Below are 13,531 nucleotides of genomic sequence, written 5' to 3'. Positions count from 1 at the left end.
CGGGGAGGACCGCAGGCGAACAGCCGGTGGAGTCAGATAACGGGCTCGGCGTGCTTCTCGGGGCTGGGTGCGCTCTCGTGCCGGCGCTCCTTTTCCAGTTTCTTGCGGATGCGCTGGCGCTTCAGACCGGAGAGATAATCCACGAACAGCTTGCCGTCGAGGTGGTCGATCTCGTGCTGGATGCACACGGCCAGCAGTCCCTCGGCCTCCAGCTCGAAGGGCTGGCCGTCGCGGTCCAGGGCGCGCACCCTGACCCAATCGGCGCGCTGGACGGTCTCGTAGATGCCGGGCACGGACAGGCAGCCCTCCTGCATTTCCTCGGTCCCGGAGGTCTCCAGGATCTCGGGATTGATGAACACCCGCGGATCGTCGCCCTCCTCGCTGATGTCGATCACCAGCAGCCGCTTGGCCACATTGACCTGGGTGGCGGCCAGGCCGATGCCCGGGGCGGCATACATGGTCTCGAACATGTCGTCCACCAGACGGCGGATTTCGTCATCGACCTCGGGCACCGGCGCGGCCTTGTGGCGCAGCCGGGGATCGGGAAAATGCAGGATTTCGAGTCTGCTCATGTGAGTCCTGTCACAAATGCCTTTTAAGCACTTGGATATATTGCTAAAGTAAGTTGCTGCCGAGAACGATAATATAAGGAATCCTGCGCCGGTTTTCCACACCAGGCAAATCAGGGTTTTGGACGGGCGGGCCGGACTGTGTCGGACAGGGCCCGGCCTGCTGCCGGGGAAGGTCGGGCCGCCACCGCCCGGGCCCCATGCCCCAGAACGAATAAAAGGGACGCCTATGTTCAAACGACTGCTTGGAATCCTGCTCGCCTCCACCACCCTGATGGCCGGTGCGGACGAGATCGCCCTCAATCCGCAGCATCCGGAGCGCCATGTCGTGGTCAAGGGGGATACCCTGTGGGATATCTCGGAGGCCTTCCTGCGCGATCCCTGGCTGTGGCCGGAGGTCTGGTATGTCAATCCGCAGATCGAGAATCCGCACCTGATCTATCCCGGTGACGTCATCACTCTGGTCTACATTGACGGCAGGCCGCAGCTGCGGGTCCAACGCGGCCAGCGCACGGTCAGGCTCTCGCCCAAGATGCGTGCCACGCCGCTGGACCAGGCGATCCCGACCATTCCCATCGATGCCATCCACCAGTTCCTGACCAGGCCGCTGGTGCTGGACGAGGAGGCGCTGGACAGTGCCGGCTATGTGCTGGACAGCGCCGACGAGCACATCGTCACCGGCGCCGGCGACCGGATTTATGCCCGCGGCACCAGCGCGGACTATGACCGCTACAATGTGTTCGAGCCGCAGCAGCCCTATATTGATCCCGACACCGGCGAGCTGCTCGGCCATCGGGCCCTGTATGTCGGCGAGGCCAGGATCGAGAGCCACGGCGACCCCTCCACTCTGCAGCTGGTCGAGACCACACGCGAGGTCAGCCTGGGCGACCGGCTGCTGCCGGTGCGCCAGGAAGAGGTTCGCACCCACTTCCTGCCCAGGGCACCCGAGACGGCGGTCGAGGGCAAGATCATCGCCGTGGTCGACGGCGTGACCCAGATCGGTCAGTATCAGGTGGTGGTGATCAATCGCGGCGAGCGCGAGGGCCTGGAGGCCGGCCACGTCCTGAAGATCCAGCAGGCCGGGGCCCTGATCCGCGACCGTTTCGGCGAGGACAAGGAACAGGTCCAGCTGCCGAACGAGGATGCCGGCACCCTGCTGGTGTTCCGCACCTTCGACAAGCTCAGCTACGGCCTGGTGATGGAGGCGACCCGGGCGATCCATCTGATGGACATCGTGACCAACCCCTGAGCTTGTCCGGCAGAACCCGGCGCGGCCCGGCATTTGCCGGGCCGTTGCCGTTACAGGGAGTATGAATGCATGGATGCAGACCGACTGCGCGACTGGCTGACGCTGTGGCATATCCCCGGCGTCGGTGCGCACACCTTCAATCAACTCATCGAAGCCACCGACGGCCGGCCCGAACAGGCCCTGCGGGATCCTCCGGCATGGCTGAACGAGGATCTGCGCGCCGCCCTGCGCCGGTCCGACCGGACCGGACCCGAGCGGGATCTCGCCTGGCAGGAAGCCGATGCCGCCAATCACATTGTCACCCGCCGGGATCCGGAGTATCCGGAGCTGCTGGCCGCCATCCCCGACCCGCCGCCGCTGCTCTTTCTGCACGGCGACCCGGTCCGTCTCAATGATCCCCAGCTGGCCCTGGTCGGCAGCCGCAATCCGACCCGCCCGGGCCGCGACAACGCCTTCGAGTTCGCCCGCTACCTGGCCGGCGCCGGGCTGACGCTGACCAGTGGCCTGGCTCTGGGGGTGGACGCGGCCGGCCATGAGGGCGCCTTGCGGGCCGGCGGCTACACCCTGGCCGTGATGGGCACCGGCCTGGACCGGGTCTACCCGGCGCGTCACCGCGAGCTGGCTCACGCCATCGTGGAGACCGGCGGGGCGCTGGTCTCGGAGCTGCCCATCGGCAGCCCGCCGCTGGCCGAGCACTTTCCCCGCCGCAACCGCATCATCAGCGGGCTGAGCCTGGGCGTGCTGGTGGTCGAGGCCGCGCTGCGCTCGGGCTCGCTGATCACCGCCCGCCAGGCCCTGGACCAGGGCCGCGAGGTGTTCGCCATTCCCGGCTCCATCCACAATCCGCTGGCCCGCGGCTGCCATGCCCTGATCCGCCAGGGGGCCAAGCTGGTCGAGACCGGTGCCGACGTGCTGGAGGAGTTGCATGCCCTGGCCAGCATCCCGCTGTCGCGGCCCGGGTCCGCTGCGGAGACAGCCACACCTATTGCCGCCGCCCTGTCACCGGAGCAGCATAAGCTGCTGGAACAGATGGGTTATGAACCCGTCACAGTGGATCAACTGGTTACAGCCAGCGGATTGACGCCGGAAGCGGTTTCCTCCATGCTCCTGATCCTGGAATTGGAGGGGCGGGTGGCCAGCCAGGCCGGCGGCGCCTACGTCCGACTCAATGACGAGGTCTGAAATGAAGGAAAGCATGTTCGACGTGCTGATGTATCTGTTTGAAAACTATTACATGGATGACGACCCCGAGTGGCATCCCGACCGCGAGTCGCTGCACGTCGAACTGATCGAGGCCGGCTTCACCCCGGGCGAGATCAACAAGGCCTTCGAGTGGCTGGACGGCCTGGCCCAGTACCGTGACGCCAGCCTGCCCAACCCTCAGCCCTGCCGGGCATTGCGTGTCTACACCGACGGCGAATGCCAGCGCCTGGACCTCGAATGCCGCGGTTTCATCCTGTTCCTGGAACAGATGGACATCCTCAGCCCTGCCAGCCGCGAGTTGATTATCGACCGGGTGATGGCGCTGGATGCCGAGGAAGTGGACATTGACCAGCTCAAGTGGATCATCCTCATGGTGCTGTTCAACCAGCCGGGCGAAGAGGCCGCCTACGCCTGGATGGAAGACCTGGTGTTCGACGAGTACGCCGGGAAGCTGCATTGACCCAGGGTCTGTTAACACTACCGGCAGCGGGTGCTTCGGTAGTGTTAACAGAGGCCCTAGCGCCGGCCCGGCCCCGCATGCAACGCGGCATCTGACTCCTTCCATCCGGATCCGCTGACTGTCCCCGGACAGGCCCGGCCCGCCCCCTGACTGATAATCCACCACACAGGTTCGCTGACGTCGTATGGGTAAGCATCTGGTGATCGTGGAATCGCCCGCCAAGGCGAAGACGATCAAGAAATATCTTGGCAAGGACTTCGAGGTCATGGCCTCCTACGGCCATGTGCGCGACCTCGTGCCCAAGGGCGGCGCGGTCGACCCGGAGCGCGACTTCGCCATGAAGTACGATGTCATCGAGCGCAACGCCAAGCACGTCGACGCGATTGCCAAGGCGATGAAGAAGGCCGACGACCTGATCCTGGCCACTGACCCGGACCGTGAGGGCGAGGCCATCTCCTGGCACCTCTACGAGCTGCTCAGGGACAAGACGGCGGTCAAGGACAAGCCGGTCCACCGCGTCGTCTTCCACGAGATCACCAAGCGCGCCATCCAGGAGGCCATCGAACACCCGCGCGGCCTGTCCATGGATCTGGTCAATGCCCAGCAGGCGCGCCGCGCGCTGGACTACCTGGTCGGTTTCAACCTTTCTCCGCTGCTGTGGAAGAAGGTGCGCCGGGGGTTGTCCGCGGGCCGGGTGCAGAGCCCGGCCCTGCGCCTGATCGTCGAGCGCGAGGAGGAGATCGAGAAGTTCGTCCCGCGCGAGTACTGGACGGTCGAGGCCGACCTGGAGAAGGACGCGCAGGCGTTCGTCGCCAAACTGAATATCCTCCACGGCAAGAAACTCGGCCAGTTCACGCTGAACAACGAGGACAAGACCCGCAAGGTCGAGCAGGAGCTGATCGAGGCCGCCGGCGGCGAGCTCACGGTCGGCAAGGTCGAGAAGAAGCAGCGCAAGCGCAACCCGGCCGCGCCCTTCATCACCTCCACCCTGCAGCAGGAGGCCTCGCGCAAGCTGGGCTTCACCGCCAGCCGCACCATGCGCGTGGCCCAGCAGCTGTATGAAGGCATCGATATCGGCGAGGGCGCGGTGGGTCTCATCACCTACATGCGTACCGACTCCGTGACGCTTGCCAATGAAGCCCTGGACGAGATCCGCGAGCTGATCAGCCAGCGCTACGGCGCGGACAATCTGCCCGATGCGCCGCGCACCTTCAAGACCAAGGCCAAGAACGCCCAGGAGGCGCACGAGGCCATCCGCCCGACCTCGGCCATGCGGGTGCCGGAGGAGATCAAGTCGCATCTCAGCCAGGAACAGTTCAAGCTCTACGATCTGATCTGGAAGCGCACCGTCGCCTGCCAGATGATCCATGCCACCATCGATACCGTCGGCGTGGATTTCCCCTGCGGCGAAGGCAATGTGCTGCGCGCCACCGGTTCGACCATCGCCATCCCCGGCTTCATGAGCGTCTATCAGGAAAGCCGGGACGACGCCAAGGCCGATTCCGACGAGAACATGCTGCCGCGGCTGGAAGAGGGCGATGTGGTGACGCTGGTCAAGCTGCGTCCCGAGCAGCATTTCACCGAACCGCCGCCGCGCTACACCGAGGCCAGCCTGGTCAAGACGCTGGAAGAGCACGGCATCGGCCGGCCCTCGACCTACGCCTCCATCATCTCCACATTGCAGCAGCGCGAGTACGTCACCCTGGAGAAGAAGCGCTTCCAGCCCACCGACGTGGGCCGGGTGGTGAGCCGATTCCTCACCCAGCATTTCGACCAGTACGTGGACTACGACTTCACCGCCAAACTCGAGGACGATCTGGACGAGATCGCCCGTGGCGAGCGCGACTGGATCCCGCTGCTGCATCAGTTCTGGGGTCCCTTCCAGCAGCAGCTCAAGGACAAGGAGGAAAGCGTCTCGCGCAAGGAGGTCACCACCGAGGAACTGGACGAGGAATGCCCCAAGTGCGGCAAGCCGCTGCAGATCAAGCTGGGTCGGCGCGGGCGCTTCATCGGCTGCAGCGGCTACCCCGACTGCGACTACACCCGCAATGTCGGGGAAGACAAGGAAGACGCCGAGCCCGAAGTCATCGAGGGCCGCAGCTGCCCCGACTGCGGCTCACAGCTGATCATCCGCAGCGGCCGCTACGGCAAGTTCATCGGCTGCTCCGGCTACCCCGACTGCAAGTACATCGAGCCGCTGGAAAAGCCCGAGGACACCGGCGTGACCTGCCCCGAGTGCAAGCAGGGCAGCATGCTCAAACGCCGGGCCCGCTCCGGCAAGATCTTCTATTCCTGCTCGCGCTATCCCGACTGCAAGTACGCAGTCTGGAACGAGCCGGTTGACGAGCCATGCCCCGACTGCGGCTGGCCGATGCTGACACTCAAGACCACCAAGCGACGCGGCACCGAAAAGGTGTGTCCGCAGAAGGACTGCAAATTCAGCGAGCCGGCGGAGGCGACGGAATCAGCGGGCGAGGATTAGCCCTTTTCTGCCTCGGTGCTGTTAACGCAGAGGCGCTGAGGCGCAAAGAAAATTTCTAATAAATGCAGGACCCTGCAGCGAGTATCGACACGTAGGTCGGGTTGGCGCAGCGTAACCCGACATGGCGTGGCCTTTGAGCAGAATCATTCTCTGCGCCTTTACGTCTCCGCGTCCTCTGCGTTTGTCCCGATGTGGTTTGTTCGAAGGTTGTCCGGTCAATCAATCCGCCTTCAGGCCCATCTGTCCCGCCATCCTCCGCGCGCCTTCCCCGCCTTTGCGGTTTTCAGTTTTCGATCCGCACCGACTAGCCGTACACCACCCCCGGCAGCCAGGTGGCCACGGCCGGCCAGGCGGCGAGCAGGCCCAGCATCAGCAACTGGATTACGATGAAGGGCGCCACGCCGCGGTAGATCTGGCCGGTTTTCACCTCGGCCGGGGCCACACCGCGCAGGTAGAACAGGGCAAAGCCGAACGGCGGGGTGAGGAAGGAGGTCTGCAGGTTGATGGCGATCATCACGCCCAGCCAGACCGGGTCCAGGCCCATGGCCAGCAGGATGGGGCCGACAATGGGCACGACCACGAAGGTGATCTCGATGAAGTCCAGCACGAAACCGAGCAGGAACATCACCAGCATTACCACCAGCACCGCGCCGAAGGTGCCGCCGGGCAGGCCGGTGAGCAGTTCTGCGACCAGCTCGTCACCACCGTAGCCGCGGAACACCAGCGAGAACACCGAGGCGCCGATCAGGATCAGGAACACCATGCTGGTGACGCGGGTGGTGCTGCGGGCCACGTCGCGCAGGATGGCGAGGCTGAACTGGCGCTGCGACAGTGCGAGCAGGATCGCGCCCATCGCCCCGACCGAGGCGGCTTCGGTGGGGGTGGCCAGCCCGCCCATGATCGAGCCCAGTACGGCGACGATCAGCACCAGTGGCGGCAGCAGGGCGCCGGCCACGCGCCGGACCACCCCTGGACCGCGCAGCGCAGCCACCTCGCCGGCGTCCATCGCCGGCATGCTGGCCGGTTTCAGCCAGGCGACCAGCAGCAGATAGGCCAGGTACAGTCCGACCAGGACCAGGCCCGGGATCAGAGCGCCGGCGAACAGATCGCCCACCGAGACCGTCTCCGGGGCGAAGATGCCCATGTCCAGCTGCGCCTGCTGGTAGGCCGAGGACAGCACGTCGCCCAGCAGCACCAGGATGATCGATGGCGGGATGATCTGGCCCAGGGTGCCGGCCGCGCAGATGGTGCCGCTGGCGAGCGCCGGGCTGTAGCCGCGGCGCAGCATGGTGGGCAGGGACAGCAGGCCCATGGTGACCACGGTGGCGCCGACGATACCGGTACTGGCCGCCAGCAGCATGCCGACCAGGGTGACCGAGATGCCCAGTCCGCCGCGTAATGAGCCGAACAGCGCGGCCATGGTGTCGAGCAGGTTCTCGGCCACCTTTGAGCGCTCCAGCATCACGCCCATGAACACGAACAACGGCACCGCGATCAGGGTTTCGTTGGTCATGATGCCGAACAGGCGGTTGGGCAGGGCTTCCAGGAAGGCCGGATCGAACAGACCCGCGGCCTGACCGACGAAGGCAAAGATCAGCGCGGTGCCGGCGAGGGTGAAGGCCACGGGATAGCCGAGCAATAGCACCAGCGCCACGGTGAGGAACATCCACAGCGGCATCCACTCGGTCAGGTGCTCGATCACTGCCCCGGCTCCGCCGGGCCGGCTTCGGTCCGCAGACCCAGGATGACGGCCAGGTGCAGCAGAATCATGGCCAGGCCCTGCAGCAACAGCAGGACGGGCATGGCCAGCAGCAGGCTCTTGAGCAGGTAGACCGCCGGCAGCCCGCCGGTCTGCAGCGAGCCCTCGCGCATGGCCCAGCTGTCGGCGACATAGTCCCAGCCGGTCCACAGCAGATACAGGCTCACGGGCAGCAGCAGCACCAGGGTGCCGAGCAGATCCACCCAGGCACGGGTGCGGGGGGAGAAGCGCCGGTAGAAGATGTCCACGCGCACATGGCCTTCGTGACGCAGGGTGTAGGCCGCGCCGAGCATAAATACCGCGGCGTGCATCCAGGTGACGCTTTCCTGGAGGTAGATGCGGCCGAAATCGAAGGCGTAGCGCAGCACCACCACGGTGAACATCACCAGCACCATGGCCAGGGTCAGCCAGGCCACCAGCCGGCCGACCTGTTCGGAGACGGTTTCCAGGATGCGTGCGCCGGTTTCGAGGGGATGGGCCATGATGGCCGGGATTATACGGGTTTTTATGGGGTTAGGGGGAGGCTGCGGCTGGCGCTCCTCGCAATGACGGAGGAATCAGAAGGTGCGGTGGCGCCGGGCTCACCAGCTGAAGATAATCCAGCTCGGCACCAGCAGCTGCGGATCGAGTTCGTTGCGGCGGGTCTCCAGCGAGCCGTCGCCGTCACTGTCCATCAGGTAGTAGGGCACGCCCTTGCGCGGCGTGACCTTGATCATGTAGAGCTGATTGTTGATCCGGTATTCCTCCACCGTGCGGTCCTGGCGGCGGATGATGGTGACCTCCGGCTCAATGGCCTCCTGGTCCTCGGCGCCGGCCGTGGGCAGGTCGGGTTCGGGCAGGCCGGGCGGGGCGATCTCCTCCAGCTCCGGCTGGGCCTGGGCGCTGGCGGTGAGCAGCAGGGCGCTGGTGAGCAGAGCGGTGCGTCGCATGGCGGTTCCTTGGATCCAGTGGGGTGAACGGACTGGCGGCGGATCAGAGTTCCAGCAGGATCTCGCGTTCCTGCGCCGACGGCTCGAAGCCGCGATTTTCATAATAGTCGAAGATAGCATCCACGACTTCGTCCGGGCTGTCCAGCACCTGAAACAGGTCCAGGTCCTCGGCCGAAATGGTGCCGGCGTTGACCAGGGTGGTGCGGAACCACTCGATCAGACCGTCCCAGAATTCGTGGCAGACCAGGATGATGGGGATGCGCCGGGTCTTGCCGGTCTGCACCAGGGTCAGGATCTCGGCCAGCTCGTCCAGGGTGCCGAACCCGCCGGGCAGCACCACATAGGCCGAGGCGTACTTGACGAACATCACCTTGCGCGAGAAGAAGTGGCGGAAGTTCAGCGCGATGTCCTGGTAGGGATTGCCGGCCTGTTCGTGCGGCAGCTGGATGTTCAGGCCGATACTGGGCGAGCGGCCGGCCTGGGCGCCCTTGTTGGCCGCCTCCATGATGCCCGGCCCGCCGCCGCTGACCACCGAGAAACCGGCGTCGGACAGCGCGCGGGCGATGTCCTCGGCCAGCCTGTATTCACCGCTCTCGGGGTCGGTGCGGGCCGAGCCGAAGATGCTCACCGAGGGTTTGATGCGTGCCAGACGCTCGAAACCCTCGACGAACTCGGCCATGATCTGGAAGATCTTCCAGGATTCCCGGGTCAGCTGGGTGTCGTTGAGCGGGCGCATGCCCGGATGCTGATGACGTGTCTGGTCGTCCATAATGGTCTGTCTGTCGGCTGTCCGTGAATGGGGCGGTTCGGCAGGGCGGATGGGTCTGCGCCCGGTCGGAGGATGATACCATTAGCGAGCCTCTGAACAATCCGTCATGCCGGTGGAGGGCGGCATCCATGTGTCTGATTCCTCTGGATCCCGGCCTGCGCCGGGATGACGAAAAAGAAATTGAACAGGGATTTCTTCAGAACTGGTCGGTGTATGCCGGCCGGACCAGCGAAAGGACAGTGCATGGCCAATGACAAGCCGGTCGTCCTCGTGGACGGCTCCTCCTACCTCTACCGGGCCTTCCACGCCCTGCCGCCGCTGACCAATTCGCGCCACGAGCCCACCGGCGCGGTCTACGGCGTGATCAACATGCTCAAGCGCCTGCTCAAGGACTACGAACCGGAGCACGTCGCCGTGGTGTTCGATGCCAGGGGCAAGACCTTCCGCGACGAGATGTTCGAGCACTACAAGGCCAATCGCCCGCCCATGCCGGAGGAGCTGGCCGCCCAGATCGAGCCGCTGCACGCCATCGTCCGGGCCCTGGGTTTTCCGGTGCTGCAGGTGCCGGGGGTGGAGGCCGACGATGTCATCGGCACCCTGGCGCGGCAGGCCGATGCCCGCGGCGAGCCGGTGGTGATCTCCACCGGCGACAAGGATATGGCGCAGCTGGTCGAGGGCAATATCACCCTGGTCAATACCATGAGCAACACCCGGCTCGACCGCGAGGGCGTGGTGGAGAAGTTCGGCGTGCCGCCGGAGCGCATCATCGACTACCTGGCCCTGGTCGGCGACAGCTCGGACAACATCCCCGGCGTGCCGAAGGTCGGGCCGAAGACCGCCGCCAAGTGGCTCAACGAATACGGCTCGCTGGACGCCCTGATCGAGCAGGCCGACAGTGTCAAGGGCAAGGTCGGCGAAAGCCTGCGCGCGAACCTGGAGCAGCTGGACCTGTCCCGTCAGCTCGCCACCATCCGCTGCGATCTGGAACTGGACCAGGACGTGGACGCGCTGGCCATGCAGCCGCCGGACCGGGCCGCCCTGAAGGAACTCTACGAGCAGATGGAGTTCCGCACCTGGCTGAAGGAAATCCTGGGCGAGGACGTCCCGCCGGCCTCCGGCGAGGCAGCTGCGCCGCCGGCCGCCGAGGTCGAATACGAAACCGTGCTGACGCAGAAGCAGCTCGATGCCTGGCTCGGAAAACTGGAACAGGCCGGGCACTACGCCTTCGACACCGAGACCACCAGCCTGGAATACATGCAGGCCGAGATCGTCGGCCTGTCCTTCGCCGTGGAGGCGCACAGCGGTGCCTATGTGCCGCTGGCGCACGACTATGCCGGTGCGCCGGATCAGCTCGACCGCGACCAGGTTCTGAAACAGTTCAAGCAACTGCTGGAGGACAAGGCGCCGAAGAAGATCGGTCACAACCTCAAGTACGACATGAGCGTTCTGGCCAATCACGGCATCGAGCTGAATGGTATCGCCTTCGACACCATGCTGGAGTCCTACGTACTGGACTCCACCGCCAGTCGCCACGACATGGATTCGCTGGCGCTGAAGTATCTCGGGCACAAATGCATCAGCTACGAAGAGGTCGCCGGCAAGGGCGCGAAGCAGCTGAGCTTCAATGAGGTTGCGGTGGAGGTCGCCGCCCCCTATGCCGCCGAGGATGCCGATATCACATTGCGGCTGCACGAGACCCTGTGGTCGAAACTGGAGCAGGTGCAAAGCCTGGTTGGCGTATTCCGCGACATCGACCTGCCGCTGGTGCCTGTGCTCTCGCGCATGGAGCGCAACGGCGTGCGGGTCGACCGCGACATGCTGGCGACCCAGAGCGAGGAACTGGCGCAGAAGATGGCCGAAATCGAGGAGGCGGCCTTCCGGGAGGCCGGTCAGCCGTTCAATATCGGCTCGCCCAAGCAGATCCAGGAAATCCTGTATGACAAGCAGGGGCTCCCGGTACTGGCCAAGACGCCCAAGGGCGCACCCTCGACGGCGGAAGGCGTGCTGGCGGAGCTGGCGCTGGATTATCGTCTGCCGCAGCTGATTCTCGACTACCGGGGCCTGAGCAAGCTCAAGTCCACCTACACCGACCGGCTGCCCGAGCGTATCGACTCGCGTACCGGCCGGGTGCATACCTCCTACCATCAGGCCGTGGCCGCCACCGGCCGGCTGTCTTCCACCGAGCCCAACCTGCAGAACATCCCGGTGCGCACCGAGTCCGGCCGGCGCATCCGCCAGGCCTTCATTGCCGAGGACGGTTACCGCATCCTGGCGGCGGATTACTCCCAGATCGAGCTGCGCATCATGGCGCACCTGTCCGGCGACGCGGGCCTGCTCGCGGCCTTTGCAGCGGGCGAGGACATCCACCGCGCCACTGCCGCCGAGGTGTTCGGGGTCAGGCCGGAGCAGGTCAGCGGTGAGCAGCGCCGCAGCGCCAAGGCGATCAACTTCGGCCTGATCTACGGCATGTCGGCCTTCGGCCTGGCCCGGCAGCTGGGGATCGAGCGCGGCGCGGCGCAGGAATACGTGGATCTGTACTTCGCCCGCTACCCGGGTGTGAAGAACTACATGGACCGCACCCGCGAGCAGGCGCACGAGCAGGGCTTTGTTGAGACCCTGTTCGGCCGGCGCCTGTACCTGCCCGAGATCAACGCCCGCAACCACCAGCGCCGCACGGCGGCCGAGCGCACCGCCATCAACGCGCCCATGCAGGGTACGGCCGCCGACATCATCAAGCTGGCCATGATCCGTACCGACGACTGGATCCGCGCCAGCCGGCTGGATGTGCGCATGGTCATGCAGGTGCACGACGAGCTGGTGTTCGAGGTGGCGGAAACGGATGTGCAGAAGGCGGAGCCCGCCATCCGGGAGAAGATGCAGACGGCGGCCGAGCTGGCCATTCCGCTGGAGGTGGAGATCGGCGTCGGTGCCAACTGGGACGAGGCCCACTGAAGCGGGCAGGCGCAAGATACCGGGTCTGTGCGAAACGTCACACGCCGGTCCGGGAACTTTCTCATCTGCGGTCTGACTAAAGGGACGAGACAGATGGTTCTGGCTCTTGCTCTCCCTCCCTGGAGCGAGCCATCCTCCGCCCGGTTCCCCATCCGGGTGATGACTTGACCCCCGGCTGACTTCCCCCTTGAAGCCGGGGTGTTTTTTTGCTCGCCCGATCAGGATTTAAGAGCGCCACGGAATACACGGAAGCCACGGAAATTAAAGATGTTTATGAGTAATCCTGTTGGCTTTCACTGCTGAGCCTTGGGCGCATATGCAAGGTTTGATTAAACCAGCCTCACCCTCTTCGTGTTTGTCCGTGTATTCCGTGGCGCTCTTCTATCGATTCAGCGTTCCAGCCAGGCGTCGAGCACGGCCCAGACCTCCTCCAGCCCTTCCTTCTTCAGCGCCGAGAACAGCTGCACCGTGGCCGGCAGGCCGTCGGTCTCGAGCTGGCGGCGGACCTGCAGCAGGGCGGCCTTCGCCGCCCCGCGCTTGAGCTTGTCGGCCTTGGTCAGCAGGATGTGTACCGCCAGTCCAGCCTCCCGAGCCCAGTCCAGCAGCTGGCGGTCGTAGTCGGTCAGCGGGTGACGGATATCCATCAGCAGGACCAGGCCGGCCAGGGAGCGCCGCTGCTCCAGGTAGCCGGCCAGGCTGCGCTGCCAGCGGGCCCTGGTATCGCCGCCCACCCTGGCATAGCCGTAGCCGGGCAGGTCGACCAGGCGGGCGGTGTCGCTGATCTGGAAGAAGTTCAGCAGCTGGGTACGGCCCGGGGTCTTGCTGGTCCGGGCCAGGGCCTTCTGGCCGGTGATGGCGTTCAGCGCGCTGGATTTGCCGGCATTGGAGCGGCCGGCGAAGGCCACCTCGCGGCCGCTGTCGGGGGGTGCCTGGCGCGGTTCGGCGGCGCTGATCAGGAAGCGGGTCTGGGCATAGGGGTTGTGCATGGCGGGGCATTTTCCCCTGAAATGCAGGCCCTGTCATGTAGTGCGGACAGGGGCTGTCAGGTTGAATTGGGGGGGCGGCGCTGGTATAAATGGCGCTCCGTTTTTGGCCGCATTTTCCCGCACGATGCCCGCCGGCATCCTGAAATTCCAAGGCCTTCAGGCACAGGAGTTCC

Annotated in this window: 11 protein-coding genes; 5 read left to right on the top strand and 6 right to left on the bottom strand. The window is 65.3% G+C overall.

Features of this window, described 5'->3' with window-relative positions; all coding sequences use genetic code 11:
- Positions 1-32 precede the first annotated feature (32 nt).
- On the bottom strand, positions 33-572 hold the full coding sequence (gene def, locus D6C00_RS07655; protein WP_125181174.1) for a peptide deformylase: 540 nt from the start codon (positions 570-572) through the stop codon (positions 33-35).
- 226 nt (positions 573-798) lie between these two features.
- Between def and D6C00_RS07650 the strand changes: the two genes are divergently transcribed.
- From D6C00_RS07650 to topA, 4 genes are all read left to right on the top strand, one after another.
- Complete coding sequence (locus D6C00_RS07650) at positions 799-1,818, top strand: LysM peptidoglycan-binding domain-containing protein (protein ID WP_125181173.1); 1,020 nt, start codon at positions 799-801, stop codon at positions 1,816-1,818.
- Between the two features lie 69 nt (positions 1,819-1,887).
- A complete protein-coding gene (gene dprA, locus D6C00_RS07645) occupies positions 1,888-3,000 on the top strand; it encodes a DNA-processing protein DprA (protein ID WP_125181172.1) in 1,113 nt (370 codons plus the stop codon).
- Between the two features lies 1 nt (position 3,001).
- The gene (locus tag D6C00_RS07640) at positions 3,002-3,481 is read left to right on the top strand and encodes a DUF494 family protein (protein WP_125181171.1); all 480 of its coding nucleotides are present in this window, start codon (positions 3,002-3,004) and stop codon (positions 3,479-3,481) included.
- A 184-nt stretch (positions 3,482-3,665) separates the two neighbouring features.
- Complete coding sequence (gene topA, locus D6C00_RS07635) at positions 3,666-5,963, top strand: type I DNA topoisomerase (RefSeq protein WP_125181170.1); 2,298 nt, start codon at positions 3,666-3,668, stop codon at positions 5,961-5,963.
- A 304-nt stretch (positions 5,964-6,267) separates the two neighbouring features.
- Here the strand turns inward: topA and D6C00_RS07630 are convergent, their stop codons facing one another.
- The 4 genes from D6C00_RS07630 to D6C00_RS07615 all read right to left on the bottom strand — a co-directional run bounded on the left by D6C00_RS07630 (position 6,268) and on the right by D6C00_RS07615 (position 9,420).
- Positions 6,268-7,653 (bottom strand): TRAP transporter large permease, encoded by a 1,386-nt coding sequence (locus D6C00_RS07630; protein WP_177433218.1) that lies wholly within the window; start codon positions 7,651-7,653, stop codon positions 6,268-6,270.
- Between the two features lie 8 nt (positions 7,654-7,661).
- Positions 7,662-8,204: a TRAP transporter small permease subunit gene (locus D6C00_RS07625; protein ID WP_125181169.1), complete on the bottom strand. Its 543-nt coding sequence runs from the start codon at positions 8,202-8,204 to the stop codon at positions 7,662-7,664.
- Between the two features lie 99 nt (positions 8,205-8,303).
- Complete coding sequence (locus D6C00_RS07620) at positions 8,304-8,651, bottom strand: DUF2782 domain-containing protein (protein ID WP_125181168.1); 348 nt, start codon at positions 8,649-8,651, stop codon at positions 8,304-8,306.
- Between the two features lie 43 nt (positions 8,652-8,694).
- Positions 8,695-9,420 carry an LOG family protein gene (locus D6C00_RS07615; RefSeq protein WP_125181167.1) on the bottom strand — a complete coding sequence of 242 codons (726 nt, stop codon included), beginning with the start codon at positions 9,418-9,420 and terminating at the stop codon, positions 8,695-8,697.
- Between the two features lie 243 nt (positions 9,421-9,663).
- Here D6C00_RS07615 and polA point away from each other — a divergent pair, with 243 nt between their 5' ends.
- Complete coding sequence (gene polA / locus D6C00_RS07610) at positions 9,664-12,372, top strand: DNA polymerase I (RefSeq protein ID WP_125181166.1); 2,709 nt, start codon at positions 9,664-9,666, stop codon at positions 12,370-12,372.
- A gap of 389 nt (positions 12,373-12,761) precedes the next feature.
- Here polA and yihA read toward each other — a convergent pair whose 3' ends face one another.
- Positions 12,762-13,358 carry a ribosome biogenesis GTP-binding protein YihA/YsxC gene (yihA, locus tag D6C00_RS07605; protein ID WP_125181165.1) on the bottom strand — a complete coding sequence of 199 codons (597 nt, stop codon included), beginning with the start codon at positions 13,356-13,358 and terminating at the stop codon, positions 12,762-12,764.
- Positions 13,359-13,531 lie beyond the last annotated feature (173 nt).

Origin of the sequence: Thiohalobacter thiocyanaticus (genome assembly GCF_003932505.1) — a bacterium.
Classification (GTDB): Bacteria; Pseudomonadota; Gammaproteobacteria; order Thiohalobacterales; family Thiohalobacteraceae; genus Thiohalobacter; species Thiohalobacter thiocyanaticus.
This window is presented reverse-complemented; position numbering and strand designations above follow the sequence as displayed.

What these genes read in the sequence shown, in the direction of transcription:
- def (WP_125181174.1), bottom strand. Translation starts at nt 572, where the DNA reads ATGAGCAGACTCGAAATCCTGCATTTTCCCGATCCCCGGCTGCGCCAC.
- D6C00_RS07650 (WP_125181173.1), top strand. Translation starts at nt 799, where the DNA reads ATGTTCAAACGACTGCTTGGAATCCTGCTCGCCTCCACCACCCTGATG.
- dprA (WP_125181172.1), top strand. Translation starts at nt 1,888, where the DNA reads ATGGATGCAGACCGACTGCGCGACTGGCTGACGCTGTGGCATATCCCC.
- D6C00_RS07640 (WP_125181171.1), top strand. Translation starts at nt 3,002, where the DNA reads ATGAAGGAAAGCATGTTCGACGTGCTGATGTATCTGTTTGAAAACTAT.
- topA (WP_125181170.1), top strand. Translation starts at nt 3,666, where the DNA reads ATGGGTAAGCATCTGGTGATCGTGGAATCGCCCGCCAAGGCGAAGACG.
- D6C00_RS07625 (WP_125181169.1), bottom strand. Translation starts at nt 8,204, where the DNA reads ATGGCCCATCCCCTCGAAACCGGCGCACGCATCCTGGAAACCGTCTCC.
- D6C00_RS07620 (WP_125181168.1), bottom strand. Translation starts at nt 8,651, where the DNA reads ATGCGACGCACCGCTCTGCTCACCAGCGCCCTGCTGCTCACCGCCAGC.
- D6C00_RS07615 (WP_125181167.1), bottom strand. Translation starts at nt 9,420, where the DNA reads ATGGACGACCAGACACGTCATCAGCATCCGGGCATGCGCCCGCTCAAC.
- polA (WP_125181166.1), top strand. Translation starts at nt 9,664, where the DNA reads ATGGCCAATGACAAGCCGGTCGTCCTCGTGGACGGCTCCTCCTACCTC.
- yihA (WP_125181165.1), bottom strand. Translation starts at nt 13,358, where the DNA reads ATGCACAACCCCTATGCCCAGACCCGCTTCCTGATCAGCGCCGCCGAA.